Origin of the sequence: Corynebacterium sputi DSM 45148 (assembly GCF_000427865.1) — a bacterium.
Classification (GTDB): Bacteria; Actinomycetota; Actinomycetes; order Mycobacteriales; family Mycobacteriaceae; genus Corynebacterium; species Corynebacterium sputi.
In genome coordinates, this window is record NZ_ATYV01000016.1 from 1 (window position 1) to 16,037 (window position 16,037).

Consider the following 16,037-nt stretch of genomic DNA (forward strand, 5'->3'; position numbering starts at 1 on the left):
CCGTCCTCCACCGCGGCGCGCTGCAACCATTTCTGCAGGGTCATCGGGTGAACGCCGAAATCTTTCGCAATCTGCTCGATCGTCACACCTGGTTCACGACTCCTCGCAACACGCACAACGTCGTCACGGAACTCTCGGGGATAGGGCTTCGGCACAATGACATCCTTCCAGCCCACCCTCCCGGGCAAGCCAACTCAGATGTCACCTACACGTGCAGCAGACCCGACGGAAATGACTGAGGCTGTCTACGTGGCACGTTTGCTCGCGCTGGAGGGGGACATCGATAGGGACGCGGCCGAGCAACTCTTCGAGCAGTAACTAGCCAGATGACTGGCGCTCGCGCGGGCAAATTGTCCCGCCACAGGCCAGCACCGTAGAGCGCGCTGTGTCTTTGCTTATGTCAAATAGTGACCGTGCTTTCCGTGGCGCACTCGCGAGGAAGTCCTCGCGGACGGCTCCGGGTTCTGCTCGTGCCCACGCCAGATTGCTCCCAGTGGGTTCCAACCGTGCGAGGCATTCCACATGTTCGGCATTCCTGCTTACCCGCATCTAGCCAACGTAGACTAATAACCGCAGAAACAAGCCGATCAAGGCGCGACTACTTTTACAGGCCCAATGCGTGCATAGCTCCACCCTGGTCTGGCCGCGCGTGTGAGGGTGCTTGTGTAAGGCGTTGCAGCGCTGTTAAGTGCCGGCCGTAGGCGGCGTGGCCGCGCTTCGTGAGAGAGACCCAGATTCGGGGCGGCCGGGCCCACGGGATCTGCCCAGGGTCTGTGAGATGTAGCCGACGTCGGCGAGGCGACGCAGATGTTTGCTGAGTGCCGAGTCGCTGATTCCGGCCACCTCTTTGAGGGTCTCTGCCTCGACCGCTGTCGTGGTTGCCAGGGTCGCGTCCTTGCCGGATTCTGGTGGTCAACCCCAACACCAACCGGCAGGAAAGCAAGTTTCCACCGGTTATCTACGCTCCGTGCTCAGTCAGGTACTGACTGATGGCCTCTCGAAGCACTTCGCTGCGTTCACGGCGGGATTGCAGCAGGTAACTCTCAAGGCGCTCAACATCCTGCTCGTTTAGTCGCAGCGAGATAGGGTGCGAGTTTCGCGAGTCCCCTTTTCGAGGACGGCCCTTTCTGTACTCAGAATTAACGTTCGCTGGTCCGATGGGGTCGTAGTCGCCGCGCTCGAACTCTGCGGCCATTGCAGCATAATCATCTGGAGTTCGGTTGGACTTGGTCATCGTTCTCTACTCCTCTCTAGGTCGTTGATCTCGTTGGCCAACGATGTCGTCTAGCAGTGAAATTGTCTCTCCGGTGAAGAGGTATGCCTCAACAGCGACCCGACGAGTGAGCAACATTGCATGGAAGACGTGTATTTCATCGCGAAATTGTTCGCCAGCCACTTCGATCCATGGTCCGCCGTCCGGGCCGCCGATGTAAACGTATGTCTCGGCGTCGGGTTGAATTCGTGACTGGGTGCGATAGCGAATGTACGGATACTCTATTGTCTCCCGAATTTCATCGTCGTTGATGCTGTGGGCCCGGGCCGATGTGTAGATTATGATCCGCACGACGTAATTGTAATACGTTTAAAAGGGCACGTAAAGCCCCATATCCGGGGCCTTGGCCCGGTGCAGTACCCTGAGGAATGCTGTTCAGGCCACGAAACCCGGGCCACACGCCAAGGTCACCATGGAGGACCCCAATGCCTGCTTTTCCCGCGTCCGACGGTATGCCCGTGCGCGTCGATCTCCTGACTGCCGCACCGAAGAAGTCCGAGCGTTTCTACCGCTCGCTTCTCGGATGGTCGTACCGCAGCAGCGGTGAAGACGGAGGGGAGAAGCGACGCGTCGCCATGATGCAGGGACTGCCGGTGTCGGCGTTCCTGGCGAATGACGAGGAGCAGAGTCGCTGGCGGGTGAACTTCTATGTGGAGGATCTGGAGGAGACCGTCGGGAAGGCTCGAAAGTTGGGCGCCGAGATCGTCCAGGAGCCGATCGCGCTGGTTGATGGCGGCACGATGGCCGTTGTTCAGGATCCCACTGGAGCCCTCGTTGGCCTGCTGGATCTGCCGACCCATGAGGCAATGTTCGCCGCTGGTGAGCCCGGAGCGCCTGTGTGGTTCGAACTCGTCGTTGGTGACAACTTCGACGAAGCCGTGAAGTTCTACCACGAGCTGTTCGGCTGGACTATTGATGTGCGACTGCAGACGGAAACCGAGGCTTACGCCATCGCCGTCGCTGAAGATGCAGCGTTCGCGGGAATCGCACTGGCTCCTGGAAACGGAGCAGGGTGGATCTCGTACCTGGGTGTCGAGAACATTGGCACCGCCGTCAATACGGTCGTTGACCTCGGCGGAGAGGTCGTGGTTCCGGTGCAGGACACGGAGTTCGGACCGGTTGCGACCATCGTCGATCCGGCTGGTGCAACAACCATCCTGTGTGAGGTCCCGTTGCCGCCGGAGGAAGAGATCCGCGAGTCGGATCCGCTCGAAGGCATCGACCTCTCCCAGTTCGGAATGTAGAAAAACACAATATTAGGAGACGGTCCGGTGGGTCGACGGTGGGTTGGGGTGGCTGGGGGCGTCGTGACGCTTGGTCTTTTGGCGGGCTGCTCGGGGCAACCTGAACAGAACGAGGAAGAAGCGTACGAGCCGGCGAAGTCGCTGACGATGGCGTTCGGTGGGGACGTGATGTTCGAGCAGCATCTCGCGCTGCTGGCCAGCAACGACAACTCACTGATCGAGCTGAAGGACACCCTCGGCGCCGCCGATCTGTCGGTGGTGAACCTGGAGACCTCCCTCACCGAGGGCGGCACCGCGTACCCGGGCAAGCCGTTCACCTTCCGAGCACCAGCAACCGCACTCGACGCTCTGCAGAACGCGGGCGTGGACGCCGTCTCGATGGCCAATAACCACGCCTTCGACTACGGCGAGTCCGGCGCTGAAGACACCTTCGACGCGAAGGATGACTCACCGATCCCGATCATCGGCATCGGCCGCGACGCTGAGGAAGCCTTCGAACCGGCAATCCTCGAGGCCAACGGCGCGAAGGTCGCCGTGATCGCCGCGTCGGAGGTCTACGAGGAGACGCTGGAGTACAACTCGGCGGGCGAGAACAAGATGGGTATCGCCTCGGCCGCACCGCGCGACCGACTGCTAACTGCCGTTCGGGAAGCGGACGCTGAGTACGACGCAGTTGTGGTCATGATGCACTGGGGCATCGAGGCGCTGCACTGCCCAGGTGAGCAGGCGATTGAGACCTCCGAGAAGTTGGAGGAGGCAGGTGCGGACGTGATCGTCGGCGGGCACCAGCACCGCGTCAACGGACACGGATGGCTTGACGGCGCCTACGTTCACTACGGAACCGGCAACTTCATCTACTACTTGAACCGCGATACTGCAGGTCACACTGGTGTTCTCGCCGTGAAGCTGGAGATCCCCGCCTCGGATGAAGAGCAGGACGGCCCGCTGGTGACCGAGGCAGACTGGGAGCCGATGCTCATCGGAGGAGATGGAATCCCTCGCCCGGTCGATGATGCGACGGCAGCGAACCTGACGTCATTGGCGGACGGATACCGCGAATGCACCCCGGCGACCGAGACGCCAGGCGGCAGCAACTAGCAGCGGTACAGCGCCGGAAGCCCCGGCAGCGGAACCGACTCCACGAGAATCTGCGTGCCGGTGCCATCGTCGGTCTCCTGTGAGCAATCCAGGGACATAGACCCGGAGTGAGACTTGGTGGACTTAATCGCCTGCGCCACGTCCGCGTTGTGGGCAGACAGGGAACCGTAGGTGTGCACAGAGATGATGAAGTCGTCGCTGAATGAGGTGGAGGAGTGGCCGCTGGAGCGGTCGTCCGTCCAGCCCCACTTGGTGCCCTTGACACCCGAAATGTTGGCGGTACCGAAGTCCTGCGGATAGCCGTCAGCGGCGACCGAGGTTGTGGTGCGCAAAGCCTTCAGCAGCGGGTCGTTCGGGTCTTCCTCGAGCTTGGTGTGGATGAATTTCACCAGATCCGCAGTAGACGTCGGCGCTGATCCCCAGCGGCTGCTGGCGTAGGTGTCCTCTAGGTTGTAGCGGGTGGCGGTCTCGCTGATCGTCTTCTTCCCGTACTTGCGGAAGAGGGTCTGCGCCGTGATGTCGTGGGAATTCTTCAGCATCTTGATGGAGTCCTTCTTCTCTGACTCCGTGCCGTTTCGCAGCACCCAGTCCGCGATGTAGAGCTTGTTCTGCGACAGGCCCGGGCGGGGTTCGTCCTGGTTTTCTGTCCCGACGGTGATACCTGTGCCCAGGTGGATGATGCTGATCTGGGTGCGCTCGTTAATGCCATCGAGAGTGACCGGCGGGAGGTTGGAGTAATCCACGCTTGCCGTCGTCGTGGAAGCGCTTGTTGCGTTGTCCGCGGAGGCAGGTGCGCAGGCAACAGCGCCCACACCGAGCGCGGAGACTACGGCGAGGACTGCGGAGGTGCGAAGGTGCGCGCGGCGGGGACGCATTGGTGTGACGAACTCCGGAAATCAGGTCTGATTCGTGCCGACGGTGATAACACGGTATGTAGGCAGAACTATCCAACGTGGATGAACTTGACCAGTCTACGCACGAAAAATGCCGAAAGTGAAGATGTGGTCATCCCTTCTGCTGCAGGGATTCTCCGATGGTTTCGGCGAAAAACGCTGTAGACCCGGTGAAGCTGTGCTTGGTCCGGTCTAGGGCGTCGGTAAGTAGCTGTGCCCCGGCCAGGTCAGCGGGTGCCCCCAGGTGCTCAGCGCACATGATCGCTGCCCGTAAGAAGGCAGTCGGGTCGGCAGTGCCAGTGCCGGCGATGTCCGGTGCCGAACCGTGAACGGGTTCGAAAAGCGCACCACGCTTCCCGACGTTCGCAGCCGCTACAACCCCCAACCCACCACCGAGCCCCGCGGTGATATCCGAAAGAATATCTCCGAACACGTTCTCAGCAGCGATGATCCCGTACCGCTCCGGTCCGGTGACCAGGTTCATTGCGACAACATCGATGTTCGCCAGTTCGAATGTCACCTGGGGATGTTCCGCAGATACTTGCTCGATCGCTCGGACCACGATGTCCCCGGAGGCCTGCAGCACGTTAGGTTTGTCGGCCACCGTCACCGAATCCAGGCCCTCCCGGATAGCGATTTCTGCAGCTGAACGGAGCAGTCGGCGCCAGCCGTGGAGGGTGGAGACGCGGAGAGAAACGGCGACGTCGTTAAGCGATCCTTCTTTTAACGTCTCCCGGACAGTCGGGTCCTCTGCGATATGGTCGTATACCCCGCCAAGGTCAGATCCGCGCACGTCATGGGAGTAGAGGCCCTCGGTGTTCTCTCGAACGACGGTGATGCGATGGCCGCCAGGCAGAGTGACTGGGCGGATATTCGCGAATAGGTCCAGGCTCTTTCTCAGCTGCAGGATAGGGGAGCGGTACACCAGCCCGGTGCCGCGCAGATCCTCTGCCAGTTCTGCTTCTGCAGTCGCGGCCGGCTTGGATGTAATCGCCACCATGAGCGTCGCATCGGCTGCAGTGACGGCGTCCCATGTCTCCGCGGGCACCGGGTCCCCATCAGCGCACCAGTGTGACCAGCCGATTCCGTGAGCGGTGATCCGCCAGTGCGGAAAGGCCGCCGTCAGCACCGGGAGGCAAGCGTTGGTGATCTCCGGGCCGATACCGTCACCAGGAAGCAGCGCGATGTGACGATCGGGGTGGGTGGAGGACGGGGAATCGGAGGGGGACATGGTGTTGATCGTAGGATCGGGCGAAACGAGTCCGCAGAGAAATCCGGGAGGTCGCAATGTCAGATCAGTTGTCACAGTGGGGCATCACCACACCGATCGTGCTCGCACCGATGGCTGGAGGGCCGACGACAACTGATCTCTGCCTCGCGGTCGCAAAGGCTGGGGGACTGCCGTTCATCGCCTCCGGTTACCTGAGTGTGGATGCGCTGAGGCAGAAGGTGGAAGAGGTGTCCTCGCTTATCGACGGCCATCCCTACGGCATCAACCTCTTCGTTCCGGACGTCACCGAATCGGCCGTAGATGAGGAGCAGTACCGGGCGTACCGCGACCGGATGCTCGGTTCAGTGGACATCGATCCGGAGAAGCTACCGGAAGAGCCCGTCTGGACCGATGACTTCTACAACGAGAAGATCGAGGTCGCGCTCGAGTCGGGCGCATCCTTCGTCTCGTTTGTATTCGGGTACCCCTCGACGGAGGACATCCAGAGGATTCAGGCGGCAGGTAAGTCGGTCGTTCTTTATGCGACGAGTCGTCCGGGTGTGGATGCGGTGGGGGCGTCGGGAGCTGATGTGATTGGCATCCAAGGCGTGAGCGCCGGCGGACACCGGGCGACGGTGAGCGGGTTCGACGATGAGTCCGAGGACGAGGCTGTGGACTTGGTGACTTATGCGGCATCGGTCACCGACAAGCCCATCGTTGCAGGTGGTGGTGTCTCCTGCTCCACAGATGTGGCCGCATTATTGGGAGCCGGTGCGACGGCGGTGCAGGTGGGCACGCTGTTTCTCCTCGCCGAAGAGGCTGGGACGAAGCCAACCCACTGCCGGGCAATTGAGGAGCTCCGCGACCGCGACACCACCTTGACCACCGCTTTTACAGGGAAGCCCGCCAGGGCCATTGAGAACCAGTTCATCCGTGAGAACAACGATGACGCGCCCCTGCAGTACCCGGCTCTGCATTACTTGACCGCAGGGATGCGTTCCGAGGCCGCCGTCGCTGACGACGCCGAGCACCTCCACCTCTGGGCCGGCACCGGATTCGTTGATGCGCGCCGGGCATCAGCCGCTGAGATTCTCGACGGACTTCTCCCGTGACTTCCTCCACGGGCCGGACCGAATCGAAGGTCTTTTTCTCGGTTGCGATGTTGCTGCTCACCGCTGGGTGGGCGGCGAACCACTTCGCGTCGCTGATCGTTGTCTTTCGGCAGGACATGGGACTCTCACCGCTGCTGGTGAATATCGCCTTCGGCGTCTATGCGATTGGGTTGCTTCCCAGCCTTCTCGGTGGAGGAGTCCTCGCGGACCGTTTCGGGTCCCGCCCGGTGGTTCTCATCGGTGCGGTGGCGGCAGCGCTTGGCAATGTGAGCTTGATGGCGTGGAATGACGGCGTCGGGCTAATGATTGGTCGTCTGCTTGTGGGCGTGGGTGTGGGACTCGCGGTCAGTGCAGGTACAGCGTGGGCAGGACGTTTGCGAGGCGTCGCAGGCACGACGATGGCCGGGATCTGCTTGACCGGTGGATTCGCGCTTGGTCCGATCGCCTCTGGAATTGTTGCGGCAGGATTTGGAGGTAACTCGGAACTCGGGGTGACGGTCGCTTTCGCCCTCAGCGTGGTGTTGTCGTTGCTGGCTGTGGGCTACTCGCTGGTCGTGGGGGACGTTCCGTTGGAAACTCACGAGGCTGCGGTGCCAGGCAGCACGGCGCAGGTTGCAGTGCCCACTGGCTTCGCGAGGAGCATGGCGCTGTCGGTCCCGATGGCGCTGTGGGTGTTCGCCTGCATGACGACCGCATTCGTTGTGATGGCAGGGCGGGTGGCCCCGCAGGTCCCTATCGCAGCTGTCCTGGTCCCGGGAATCGCTGCCATCTTCGGATTCTCTTCGGCACTGACCGTCCAGGCTCTGGGCCGTCGGCGCGGCTGGGGGCCCTGGTCGGGTGTCGTCGGCGCGGTGTGCGCCGCCGCGGGCTTCCTGTTGGCAGGTCTAGCCGGCGCCACCCCGCCCATCTGGTTGTTCCTCATCGTGTGCGTGTTGATGGGATCTGCCTACGGCCTCTGCCTGAGGCAGGGGCTTACCGATGTTGAGACCTCAGCACCGCCGGCTCGTAGGGGCGCCGCGATTGGAGTGTTTTACGTTGCCGCGTACCTGGGGTTCGGACTGCCGGCGCTGACCGAGGTCGCCGCCCAGGCGTACGGTCCGGTGCCGCTGATGATTGTGCTGGCATCGCTCGCCATTGTCAGCGCTGGAATCCGATCGATGCAGATCCGGTCAGGTTACCTAGTGCGGTGACCCGGATCGGTGAAAAAACGGCGCTAATTGGCCGAAAAAGTCACCGAGTGGGGTCACCGGTCAGCGGCTACTTAAGCGGCGAAGGTAACCGGAACCTCGACGACATCCTCGAAGCCCTCGGTGTGATCACCGAAGACCTTCAGCACGCACTGCTGAGTACGGCAGTCGGTGTCCTCACCCTCGGCGGTAGGAACTGCGGTTAGGTCCAGCGTGACCTGGCCGTTGTCGGGAATCTGGACGGTGCCATTCTCGGCGAGCCATGCCTGGGTCTCGCCAGAGCGATCACCGGTGCAGATCGGTGCCTGGGAACCTTCCGGTCGTTCGGTGCTGCAGATGCCCACGTAGTAGCCGTAGCTAGGAACCAGTCCGGCCAGGTCGACGGTGATGAGATCGCCCTCGGAGAGGTTCTCAGTCGGCGCGGCACTGAGTTCGACTTCTCCTGCGGGGGCCTCGGCAGCGGTGTCCTCCGTCGACGTTTCAGTGGTTTCGGTGGTGGTCTCGATGACCTCCTCGACGACCTCGTTGTTGCTGTCAGATCCACACGCCACTAAGGCGGTGGCTGCGATGATCGCGGGGACGGCGAAGACACTGCGGCGGAAGCGAGCGGTAGCCATAAGTTAGGACTCCTAATCCATGCGGTTTAAGGTTAGGCTAATGCTACACTTTGGGAGTTGTTAGGTGTAGATATTTTTAGTCGGAGGTTCCCGGTTGTCCAGCAGCGTTTCCCGGCGGCCGGGCGCGGTCGCGGTTCTGTCTCTCGTCACGGTTCTTCTCTTTGGAATGACCGCGTGCTCCGGGACTGGGCGTGCCTCTGACCAGGAGATCAACGCCACCGGGCATGTGTCGGGGGATCTTCCGTCCCACAATCCGGACATCCTCTTGAGCGACCCGGATCCTCAATTGCCGACCACGGTCCAGACTGACGATGGCGACGTCACCGTCGAGAGCACCGACCGCATCCTCACGCTCGATCGCGCCGGGGCATTGTCTCGCATGGTCTATGCGCTGGGGATGGGCGACCAAATCGTTGGCCGTGACACCGCCTCTGATTTCCCTGCTGTCGAAGATCTTCCCCAGGTGACCCCAGGCGGGCACTCCATCAACGCCGAGACGGTGATGGAACTTCGCCCGGACCTGGTCATTGCGGACGGAAGCATCGGGCCCTCTCGGGTTCTGCAGACTCTGCGCGCGGCAGGAGTGGCCGTCGTCGAGGTCGATGGGGATCGCACCCCGGAAACCGTCAATGAACTGGTCCATGAAGTCGCCGCAGCACTTGGGCTCAGCGCAGATGCGGATGCCGTTGCTGAGGAGATTGACTCGCGTATCGACAACGCCGCCGAGTCCGCGCAGTCGATGGCAGACGGCCGCCGCATGTTGGTCCTCTACCTGCGCGGTACCTCCGTCGCGATGATTGCTGGGCCAGATAGCGGCGGTGGAGAACTCATCGAGATGCTCGGCGGCGTCGACGCTGCTGAGGACATCGGCATCGGCGGCAGCTTCACCAACCTCACCCCGGAAGCGCTGGTCCAGGCGGCGCCGGACACGGTCATCGTCATGAGCGGCGGCCTTGAATCCATCGGCGGCGCCGAGGCAATCAACGAACTTCCCGGTATGTCCCAAACTCCCGCCGGGCAGAATCTCAGCGTCCTCGACGTACCCGACTCGCAACTCCTCTCCTTCGGCCCGGACACCGCGACTGTCATTACAGCTATGGCTGAGGCGTTGTATGGGAACGAACAGTGATGCTTCCCGACGCCCCCAGCACCCACCCACCCCACCTCGACCACGGGGAATTCGCGGTCGAAACCGCAGCCCGTTCGCGCCGCACCCGGAAGGTGACCGCTACCTACGTCGGACTCGGTGTGCTGTTGGTGGGGATTGTGTTCGCCTCGGTCGTTGTCGGGCAGTACGGAAGTGCGGTTGGGGAGTCGCTGCACTCGCTGCTGCGGGTATTCGGTCTGGCGGCGCCGGCCGCTGAGGGCGCTGGCTTGGACGCGGTGATGTGGCAGGTGCGCCTGCCACGGATCGTGCTGGCCTTGTTGGTTGGCGCAGGTCTGGCGATTTCTGGTGTGGCGCTGCAGGCGATTTTCGGAAACCCGCTGGCTGAGCCCGGTCTGATCGGTGTCTCCTCCGGTGCCGCAGTGGGTGCCTCGGCGATGACAGTCGCTGGTGGTGCTGCTCTTCCGGCATTTTTGGGAACGTCTGGATCTGACTGGATGATCGCTGGTGGTGCGTTTCTTGGCGGGGCCGTCGCCACCGCGATTGTGGCTGTGACTGCCAGAGGCGGCCGTGATGTCGCCCGCGTGATCCTCGTCGGTGTTGCCGTCAATGCAGTCTGCGGTGGTTTGGTGAGCCTTTTGACCTTCGTCGCAGATTCCTCGGCACGAGATCGGATCGTCTTCTGGCAGATGGGCAGTTTCGCCGGTGCGAATTGGAGCGCCGTCATCATCGTCGCTGTCGTGACGATTCCGGGCGCTGCCGCACTGTGGTCCATGGCTCGTACGTTTGACCTGCTCAGCCTCGGTGAAGCACAGGCGGGTCACCTCGGTGTTGATGTGCCGAAACTGCGTCGCATCGCCATCGCGATCACTGCTCTCATCGTCGCGGTGGGAGTGGCGTTCTCCGGAATCATTGTCTTCATCGGCTTGGTCATCCCGCACGCCCTGCGCCTGATCATCGGGCCAGGCCACCGCGCTCTGATCCCGGCCAGCATCCTCGGTGGGGCAGTCGCGGCTGCCGCCGCAGATCTTGCCGCCCGAACTCTCGTCGCGGGCGCGGACCTTCCGCTGGGCATGCTCACCGCACTCATTGGTGGACCTGTCTTCTTCTGGTTGCTGCTGCGCGGCGGACGGGCGGTGCGGCGATGAGCAACGTCCCCGTCCATGTCCGGAATCTGACGGTCCGCATCGGTAATAGGTCCTTGCTTTCTAGCGTTTCCTTGTCCGCATCCCCCGGCCGAGTCACCGCTTTGGTCGGACCAAACGGTGCCGGTAAATCGACACTGCTCAAGGTTATTGCCGGTGATATCCCTGCAGGAGGTGGGGAGGCGGTGATGGGGGAGGAGAACGTCGGGAAGCTCGGTGCTCGTCGCCTCGCTGAACTTCGGGCCGTGCTGATGCAGGCGCAGACCGCGAGCGTGCCCTTCACCGCCGGTGAAGTAGTCGACTTTGGGCGCGCCCCACATGCGCAGGCGGACCCCGAGCTGCGTGCGCGGATCATCCGTTCCTGCGACATCGCACACCTGCTGGATAGGCCGGTGACGGTGCTCTCTGGCGGAGAACTGTCTCGCGTGCACCTCGCGCGCGTGCTGCTGCAGGACACTCCAGTACTGCTTCTCGACGAGCCCACCGCAGCCCTCGACCTCCGCCACGCCGAGGCCGTTCTGCGGATTGCTGCTGAACGCGCTGCCGCTGGTGCGACGGTGATTGTGGTGCTCCACGACCTGTCCGCTGCTGCTGCACACGCCGATGATGTGGTCGTCTTGGAGAGAGGCGAAATCGTGGCCAGGGGAGCCCCGGAGCAGACGCTCACCGCTGACCTGGTCAGCAGAATTTATGGAACTCCCGTGGAAATTCTCCGCGACTCCGCAGGCAATGCCGTTATCGTTCCGGCAAAGGCTCGGAACTACACCAATAAAAACAATATGGAAGGGAGGGACGCGATGTCCCCGATTACCCAGGAGTCCGCAACGGACACCGAACGCCCGCTGTCCGTCATCCTTCGTGAGGCCACTGCCGTGGTTCACGATGAGGCCGAGAACTCCGGCTTCATGTCGCGTCTCCTCGACGGCGACCTAGACTCGGCCGCTGCCGCCGACCTGGCTGCGCAGCTCTGGTTCATCTATGTCGCGCTGGAAAATGCCGTGCGTGAGGTGTCTGAGGATCCGATCGCGGCAGGTATTTATGACCCTCGCCTGGAGCGCGTCCCGGCCCTGGAACTGGACCTGGCTGCGCTGCTCGGTGAGAACTGGCGCGCGCAGATCACCGCCGATCCGTCCACCGCCGCCTACGTCCGCCACCTGGAGGGCCTGGCCGAAAAGCGTGACGCCGCAGCTGTCGTTGCACACCACTACGTGCGCTACCTCGGTGACATTTCCGGAGGTCAGGTCATCGGCCGACGCCTCAGCGACCACTACGGCATCGATGGCGACGGAGCCCGTTTCTACGACTTCGCAGCCATCGGAAAGATCAAGCCCTATCGCGATGCCTACCGAGTGCAGCTCGACGAACTCCCGCTGACCGGCGAGTCTTCCCGTGCAGCGTTGGCCGATGAGTCAGTCACCGCATTCCGCCTGAACACCGCCGTCTTCCGGGACCTGGCAGCCAAGCACGTGAAGTAGGCGGCCGGTCCCGGTTGGGAACTACCAGATGATCACGCGGTCATCCTCCGAGCGCCACATGCCGTCGCCCTCGGAGGTACCGAAGGCCTGGTGGAACTCGTCGATGTTCGAGACGATCACGTTGCACCGGAACTCGGCGGGGGAGTGCGGATCGATGGCCAGGTACTGAGCGGCCATCTCCGGGCGAATCTTCGTGCGCCACACCAGCGCCCAGGACTCGAAGATGCCGCGGAATGCCTCCGGTGAATCGTCCAGTCCCTTGTCATTGAGCCAGGTGCGGTACGCGACGACCGCGATTCCGAGACCGCCAAGATCGCCGATGTTCTCACCGAGGGTGAACTGTCCGTTGACGCCCTGATCGGTCTTGCCAGCCTCCTTGAGTACTGAGGGAACTAGGCCGTCGAACTGGTCAACCAACTTGCCGGTCAGTTCCTCGAAGGCTGCGCGGTCCTCGTCGGTCCACCACTGGCTAATGTTGCCGGAGCCGTCATACTGCGATCCCTGGTCATCGAAACCGTGGCCGATCTCGTGACCGATGACTGCGCCGATGGCGCCGAAGTTTTCTGCATCAGTGGCCTCGGCTGCGAAGAACGGCGGACGCAGGATCGCGGCGGGGAAGGTGATGTCGTTGACAGTGGGGTTGTAGAAGGCATTGACCGTCTGCGGGGTGGCAAACCATTCGTCCCGGTTGGCAGGTTTGCCGAGCTTCGCTACCTCGTAGTCATGGTCGAAGCGGCTGCTTGCGCGCACATCGTCCATGAGAGTGCCGGTGACCTCGAGGTCGTCATAGGAACGCCAGGTGTCCGGGTATCCGATCTTGGCCTTGAACTGGCCGAGCTTCTCCAGTGCGCGCTCCTGAGTCTGCGCGGTCATCCACGGCAGCTGGACGATGCGCTGGCGGTACGCGGCGATCAAGTAGTCGACCAGTTCGAGCATGCGCTCCTTGTATTCCGGCGGGAAATGCTCGGCGACGAACTGCTTGCCCACCTCCTGGCCGACGGCCCCTTCGACAAATCCGACGCCGCGCTTCCACCGAGCGCGCATCTCCTCGGTACCGGTGAGAATACGACCGTTGAAGTCGAAGTTCTCCTCCACGAAGGCTGCGGGAAGGTACGGAGCACGCTCCTTGAGCACTCGCACCAAGGCCCACAGTCGCAGGTCTTCCAGGTCGGTCTCTTCCCAGAGCTTCACGAAGTCATCTAGGTAACTCGGCTGGCGCACGATGATCGGGTCAACGACGGACGCAGTGACACCCATCTCGGCGAACCACTCGGACCAGGGGAAACCGTTCGGAAGCTCGCTGATCGTGGTGGGGTTGTGCGTCTTCATCGCGTCGCGTGACGCGACGACGTCCCAATGGCCTGCGGCCAGCCGCTTCTCGACGTTCACAACCCGCCTGGCCGCTTCCTCAGCCTCTCCGATATCGAAGGAGTCGGCGATGGTGGAACCTTCGAAGTCGTTGGCGTGGACCGTGGCGTCGTCAAGCACCTCGAGGAGGCGGGCTAGGTGCGCGCGGTACTCCGCGAGCACCTCGGCGTGGACGTCTTCGCGGTAGTAGGCCTCGTCGGGAAGCCCGAGACCGCTCTGCACCAAGTAGAGGCGAGCGAGATCGGACGTCGCATCCTTGGCGACGTAGAAGCCGGCATGTCCGCCAACCCCTGCCCGATCCAGGCGGCCGAGAGCCAGTGCGAGCTCGTTCTTGTCGTCGACTTCAAGTTCCGCCAGGTCAGCGGCCAGCGCGTCCACGCCGGCGGCTTCGATCGCGTCTTCGTCCATGAATCCGCCGTAGAGCTTGCCGATCGCGGACTCCGGCTCAGCGTTTTCGATGATCACTCGCACATCTGACTCGGCACGATCGCGCAATGCATGGAACGCGCCGTCGATGGAGCGATCTGCGGGGATGGAGTGCTGGTCGATCCATTCGCCGTTCTCATGGCGGAAGAGATCCTCGGTTGCTGCGGGGAGTGTGGTCTGGAGCTTGGTCGCGTTGCTCATGCGGCCAGTTTAGGAGTCTAGGGAGGTTGTCGTCGGCCCCGCATAACGGAAGTGATCAATGTTCTTGATGATTCTGCTGTGACTAATGTGAAAGTTGTGGTTAGATGTGGAGTCATGGTCAGAAATCAGACAATCACCGCAGTTCCGCGCGGCCGATCCGCAGCGGCAATCGTCGCCGTCGCGGCTGCGCTCGCGTTGCTGATGTCGTTCGTCGCCCCGGTTCCGACCGCCAAGGCTTTCACTGACGAGTCCGCACGGGGTATCGACGTCTCTCGTTGGCAGCACCCGGAACCCGAATCCATCGACTGGGAGCGCGTTGCAGGCAACGGCGAGTCCTTCGCCATCATTAAGGCCACCGACCCCGTCGACGGCCCGAACGCGAACTTCGAAAACGACTCCGCCGAGGCCCACGCCAACGGCCTCATCATCGGCGCGTACCACAAGGCCCACCCGGACCTGGATGCCACCGAGCAGGCCGACGACTTCGTTGAAGCCCTCAAGCTGCAGCCCGAAGGCGCCACCACTTTGCCCCCAGTCCTCGACCTGGAACTGGCCAACGGCCAGAGCCCGGAAGAGATCAATGAGTGGGCTCATGAGTTCATGGAGCGCGTCGAGGAGCAGACCGGCCGCCAGCCGATGATGTACACCTACCGCTCCTTCTGGCGCGTGGAGATGGACAACACCACTGACTTCTCGGAGTACCCGCTGTGGCTCGCCGCCTACCAGGATGAGCCGCCGACAGACGACATCCCGGGTGGCTGGGACCAGATGACCATCTGGCAGCGTTCGGAGACCGGCAAGATCGACGGCCTGATCACTCCGGTTGACCTCAACCTGTTCAACGGCACCGAGGCGGACCTCAAGGCATTCGCCGAGGAGGAAAAGACAGCTGATGAACTGACGGACACCTTCTCCGAGATCATGGCCTCCGGGTCGACCTCGGACAAGTCCTACAACGAGCCCATCTCCGCAGACATGATCAGCAACCTGATCGACATGCTAGACACGATGGCGCAGGACGGTGTCGAGCAAGGCCAGATTCTTTCGATCTTCGATGTCCTGTTCTCACTGGTGAACTCCGCATCCGAGGGTGCCGGTTCGTCCGGCGGAACCGTGGATATCCGGGAGACGTCGACGGAAACGAAACCCGCCGAGACCACCACCGAGACGGAGACCACGGAATCCGATACGGCCACCGAGTCTGAGACCTCGACCTCTACCGACGAACCGTCCGCGACGGTCCTCCCGGCGGAGCCGACCGAGACTGAGACGACGGAGCCGACCGAGTCCGAGGCCACCGAGCCGACCGAGAGCACCGAGGCAACCGAGACCGAGGGCACTGAGACCGAAGGCACCGAGGAAGAAGCCACGGAGATCAACGTCGACGACCTCACTGATGAGGAGATCGCTGAGATCGCCGAGGCCACTGACCTCACCGAGGAGCAGGTCATCGAGTACCTGTCGGAGCTTCGCTTCGACAACCTCTTGAGCATGCTGCGCGGCATGCTGGACATCACTGAGACCGGCGACTTCGAGTTCACCATCTCGGACCTGATCGACGTGCTGAACAGTTCGCTGCGTTAACGCAGCCACACATACTTGGTGGCGGGGCACTCCAGCCTGTCACCACTTGAGGAAGCCCGGTTGAGGGAAGTCAGCCGGGTCTCCTCACCGAGAATGTCC

The 16,037-nt window shown here is 62.4% G+C and carries 17 protein-coding genes; 9 read left to right on the forward strand and 8 right to left on the reverse strand.

Translation table 11 applies throughout. The features are described from left to right. A partial coding sequence (locus YWU_RS18925) for a helix-turn-helix domain-containing protein (protein ID WP_205618314.1) occupies positions 1-176 on the reverse strand: 176 nt, incomplete at its 3' end. Here YWU_RS18925 and YWU_RS18445 point away from each other — a divergent pair. After that, entirely contained in the window at positions 157-318 is a 162-nt protein-coding gene (locus tag YWU_RS18445; protein WP_205618319.1) for a hypothetical protein, read from the forward strand. The genes YWU_RS18925 and YWU_RS18445 overlap by 20 nt on opposite strands. Positions 319-684: 366 nt before the next feature. On the opposite strand, the gene YWU_RS18930 is transcribed toward YWU_RS18445, so the two are convergent. The 3 genes from YWU_RS18930 to YWU_RS0109185 all read right to left on the reverse strand — a co-directional run bounded on the left by YWU_RS18930 (position 685) and on the right by YWU_RS0109185 (position 1,564). Further along, positions 685-885 (reverse strand): hypothetical protein, encoded by a 201-nt coding sequence (locus YWU_RS18930; RefSeq protein ID WP_156892790.1) that lies wholly within the window; start codon positions 883-885, stop codon positions 685-687. A gap of 73 nt (positions 886-958) precedes the next feature. Further along, on the reverse strand, positions 959-1,234 hold the full coding sequence (locus YWU_RS0109180) for a ribbon-helix-helix protein, CopG family (protein ID WP_027020246.1): 276 nt from the start codon (positions 1,232-1,234) through the stop codon (positions 959-961). A gap of 6 nt (positions 1,235-1,240) precedes the next feature. Next, entirely contained in the window at positions 1,241-1,564 is a 324-nt protein-coding gene (locus YWU_RS0109185; RefSeq protein WP_027020247.1) for a hypothetical protein, read from the reverse strand. Between the two features lie 134 nt (positions 1,565-1,698). On the opposite strand from YWU_RS0109185, the gene YWU_RS0109190 reads away from it, so the two are divergent. After that, entirely contained in the window at positions 1,699-2,517 is an 819-nt protein-coding gene (locus YWU_RS0109190; RefSeq protein ID WP_027020248.1) for a VOC family protein, read from the forward strand. Positions 2,518-2,580: 63 nt separating this feature from the next. Beyond that, the gene (locus tag YWU_RS16090) at positions 2,581-3,615 is read left to right on the forward strand and encodes a CapA family protein (RefSeq protein WP_240484102.1); all 1,035 of its coding nucleotides are present in this window, start codon (positions 2,581-2,583) and stop codon (positions 3,613-3,615) included. Here the strand turns inward: YWU_RS16090 and YWU_RS17595 are convergent. Both YWU_RS17595 and YWU_RS0109205 read right to left on the reverse strand, forming a co-directional pair. Beyond that, positions 3,612-4,490: a hypothetical protein gene (locus tag YWU_RS17595; RefSeq protein WP_051260219.1), complete on the reverse strand. Its 879-nt coding sequence runs from the start codon at positions 4,488-4,490 to the stop codon at positions 3,612-3,614. The genes YWU_RS16090 and YWU_RS17595 overlap by 4 nt on opposite strands. 130 nt (positions 4,491-4,620) lie before the next feature. Beyond that, on the reverse strand, positions 4,621-5,739 hold the full coding sequence (locus tag YWU_RS0109205) for an isocitrate/isopropylmalate family dehydrogenase (protein ID WP_027020249.1): 1,119 nt from the start codon (positions 5,737-5,739) through the stop codon (positions 4,621-4,623). A 56-nt stretch (positions 5,740-5,795) separates the two neighbouring features. Here YWU_RS0109205 and YWU_RS0109210 point away from each other — a divergent pair, with 56 nt between their 5' ends. After that, the gene (locus YWU_RS0109210) at positions 5,796-6,830 is read left to right on the forward strand and encodes a nitronate monooxygenase (RefSeq protein WP_027020250.1); all 1,035 of its coding nucleotides are present in this window, start codon (positions 5,796-5,798) and stop codon (positions 6,828-6,830) included. Beyond that, positions 6,827-8,020: an MFS transporter gene (locus YWU_RS0109215; RefSeq protein ID WP_027020251.1), complete on the forward strand. Its 1,194-nt coding sequence runs from the start codon at positions 6,827-6,829 to the stop codon at positions 8,018-8,020. The genes YWU_RS0109210 and YWU_RS0109215 overlap by 4 nt, the downstream gene beginning before the upstream one ends. Positions 8,021-8,091: 71 nt before the next feature. Here YWU_RS0109215 and YWU_RS0109220 read toward each other — a convergent pair whose 3' ends face one another. After that, the gene (locus tag YWU_RS0109220; protein ID WP_027020252.1) at positions 8,092-8,634 is read right to left on the reverse strand and encodes a neocarzinostatin apoprotein domain-containing protein; all 543 of its coding nucleotides are present in this window, start codon (positions 8,632-8,634) and stop codon (positions 8,092-8,094) included. A gap of 94 nt (positions 8,635-8,728) precedes the next feature. Between YWU_RS0109220 and YWU_RS0109225 the strand changes: the two genes are divergently transcribed. From YWU_RS0109225 to YWU_RS18840, 3 genes are read left to right on the forward strand one after another with little or no spacing between them, the layout of a single operon-like run. Then, complete coding sequence (locus YWU_RS0109225; RefSeq protein ID WP_027020253.1) at positions 8,729-9,763, forward strand: heme/hemin ABC transporter substrate-binding protein; 1,035 nt, start codon at positions 8,729-8,731, stop codon at positions 9,761-9,763. Then, positions 9,763-10,887: an iron chelate uptake ABC transporter family permease subunit gene (locus tag YWU_RS16100; RefSeq protein WP_051260220.1), complete on the forward strand. Its 1,125-nt coding sequence runs from the start codon at positions 9,763-9,765 to the stop codon at positions 10,885-10,887. Before YWU_RS0109225 ends, YWU_RS16100 begins: the two co-directional genes overlap by 1 nt. Beyond that, positions 10,884-12,359, forward strand: a complete 1,476-nt coding sequence (locus YWU_RS18840; protein WP_338025282.1) for a biliverdin-producing heme oxygenase — start codon at positions 10,884-10,886, stop codon at positions 12,357-12,359. Before YWU_RS16100 ends, YWU_RS18840 begins: the two co-directional genes overlap by 4 nt. Before the next feature lie 21 nt (positions 12,360-12,380). Here the strand turns inward: YWU_RS18840 and YWU_RS0109240 are convergent, their stop codons facing one another. Continuing rightward, complete coding sequence (locus tag YWU_RS0109240; RefSeq protein WP_027020255.1) at positions 12,381-14,354, reverse strand: M13 family metallopeptidase; 1,974 nt, start codon at positions 14,352-14,354, stop codon at positions 12,381-12,383. 114 nt (positions 14,355-14,468) lie between these two features. Between YWU_RS0109240 and YWU_RS17600 the strand changes: the two genes are divergently transcribed. Further along, a complete protein-coding gene (locus YWU_RS17600; RefSeq protein WP_051260221.1) occupies positions 14,469-15,938 on the forward strand; it encodes a glycoside hydrolase family 25 protein in 1,470 nt (489 codons plus the stop codon). The last annotated feature ends 99 nt before the right edge of the window (positions 15,939-16,037 follow it).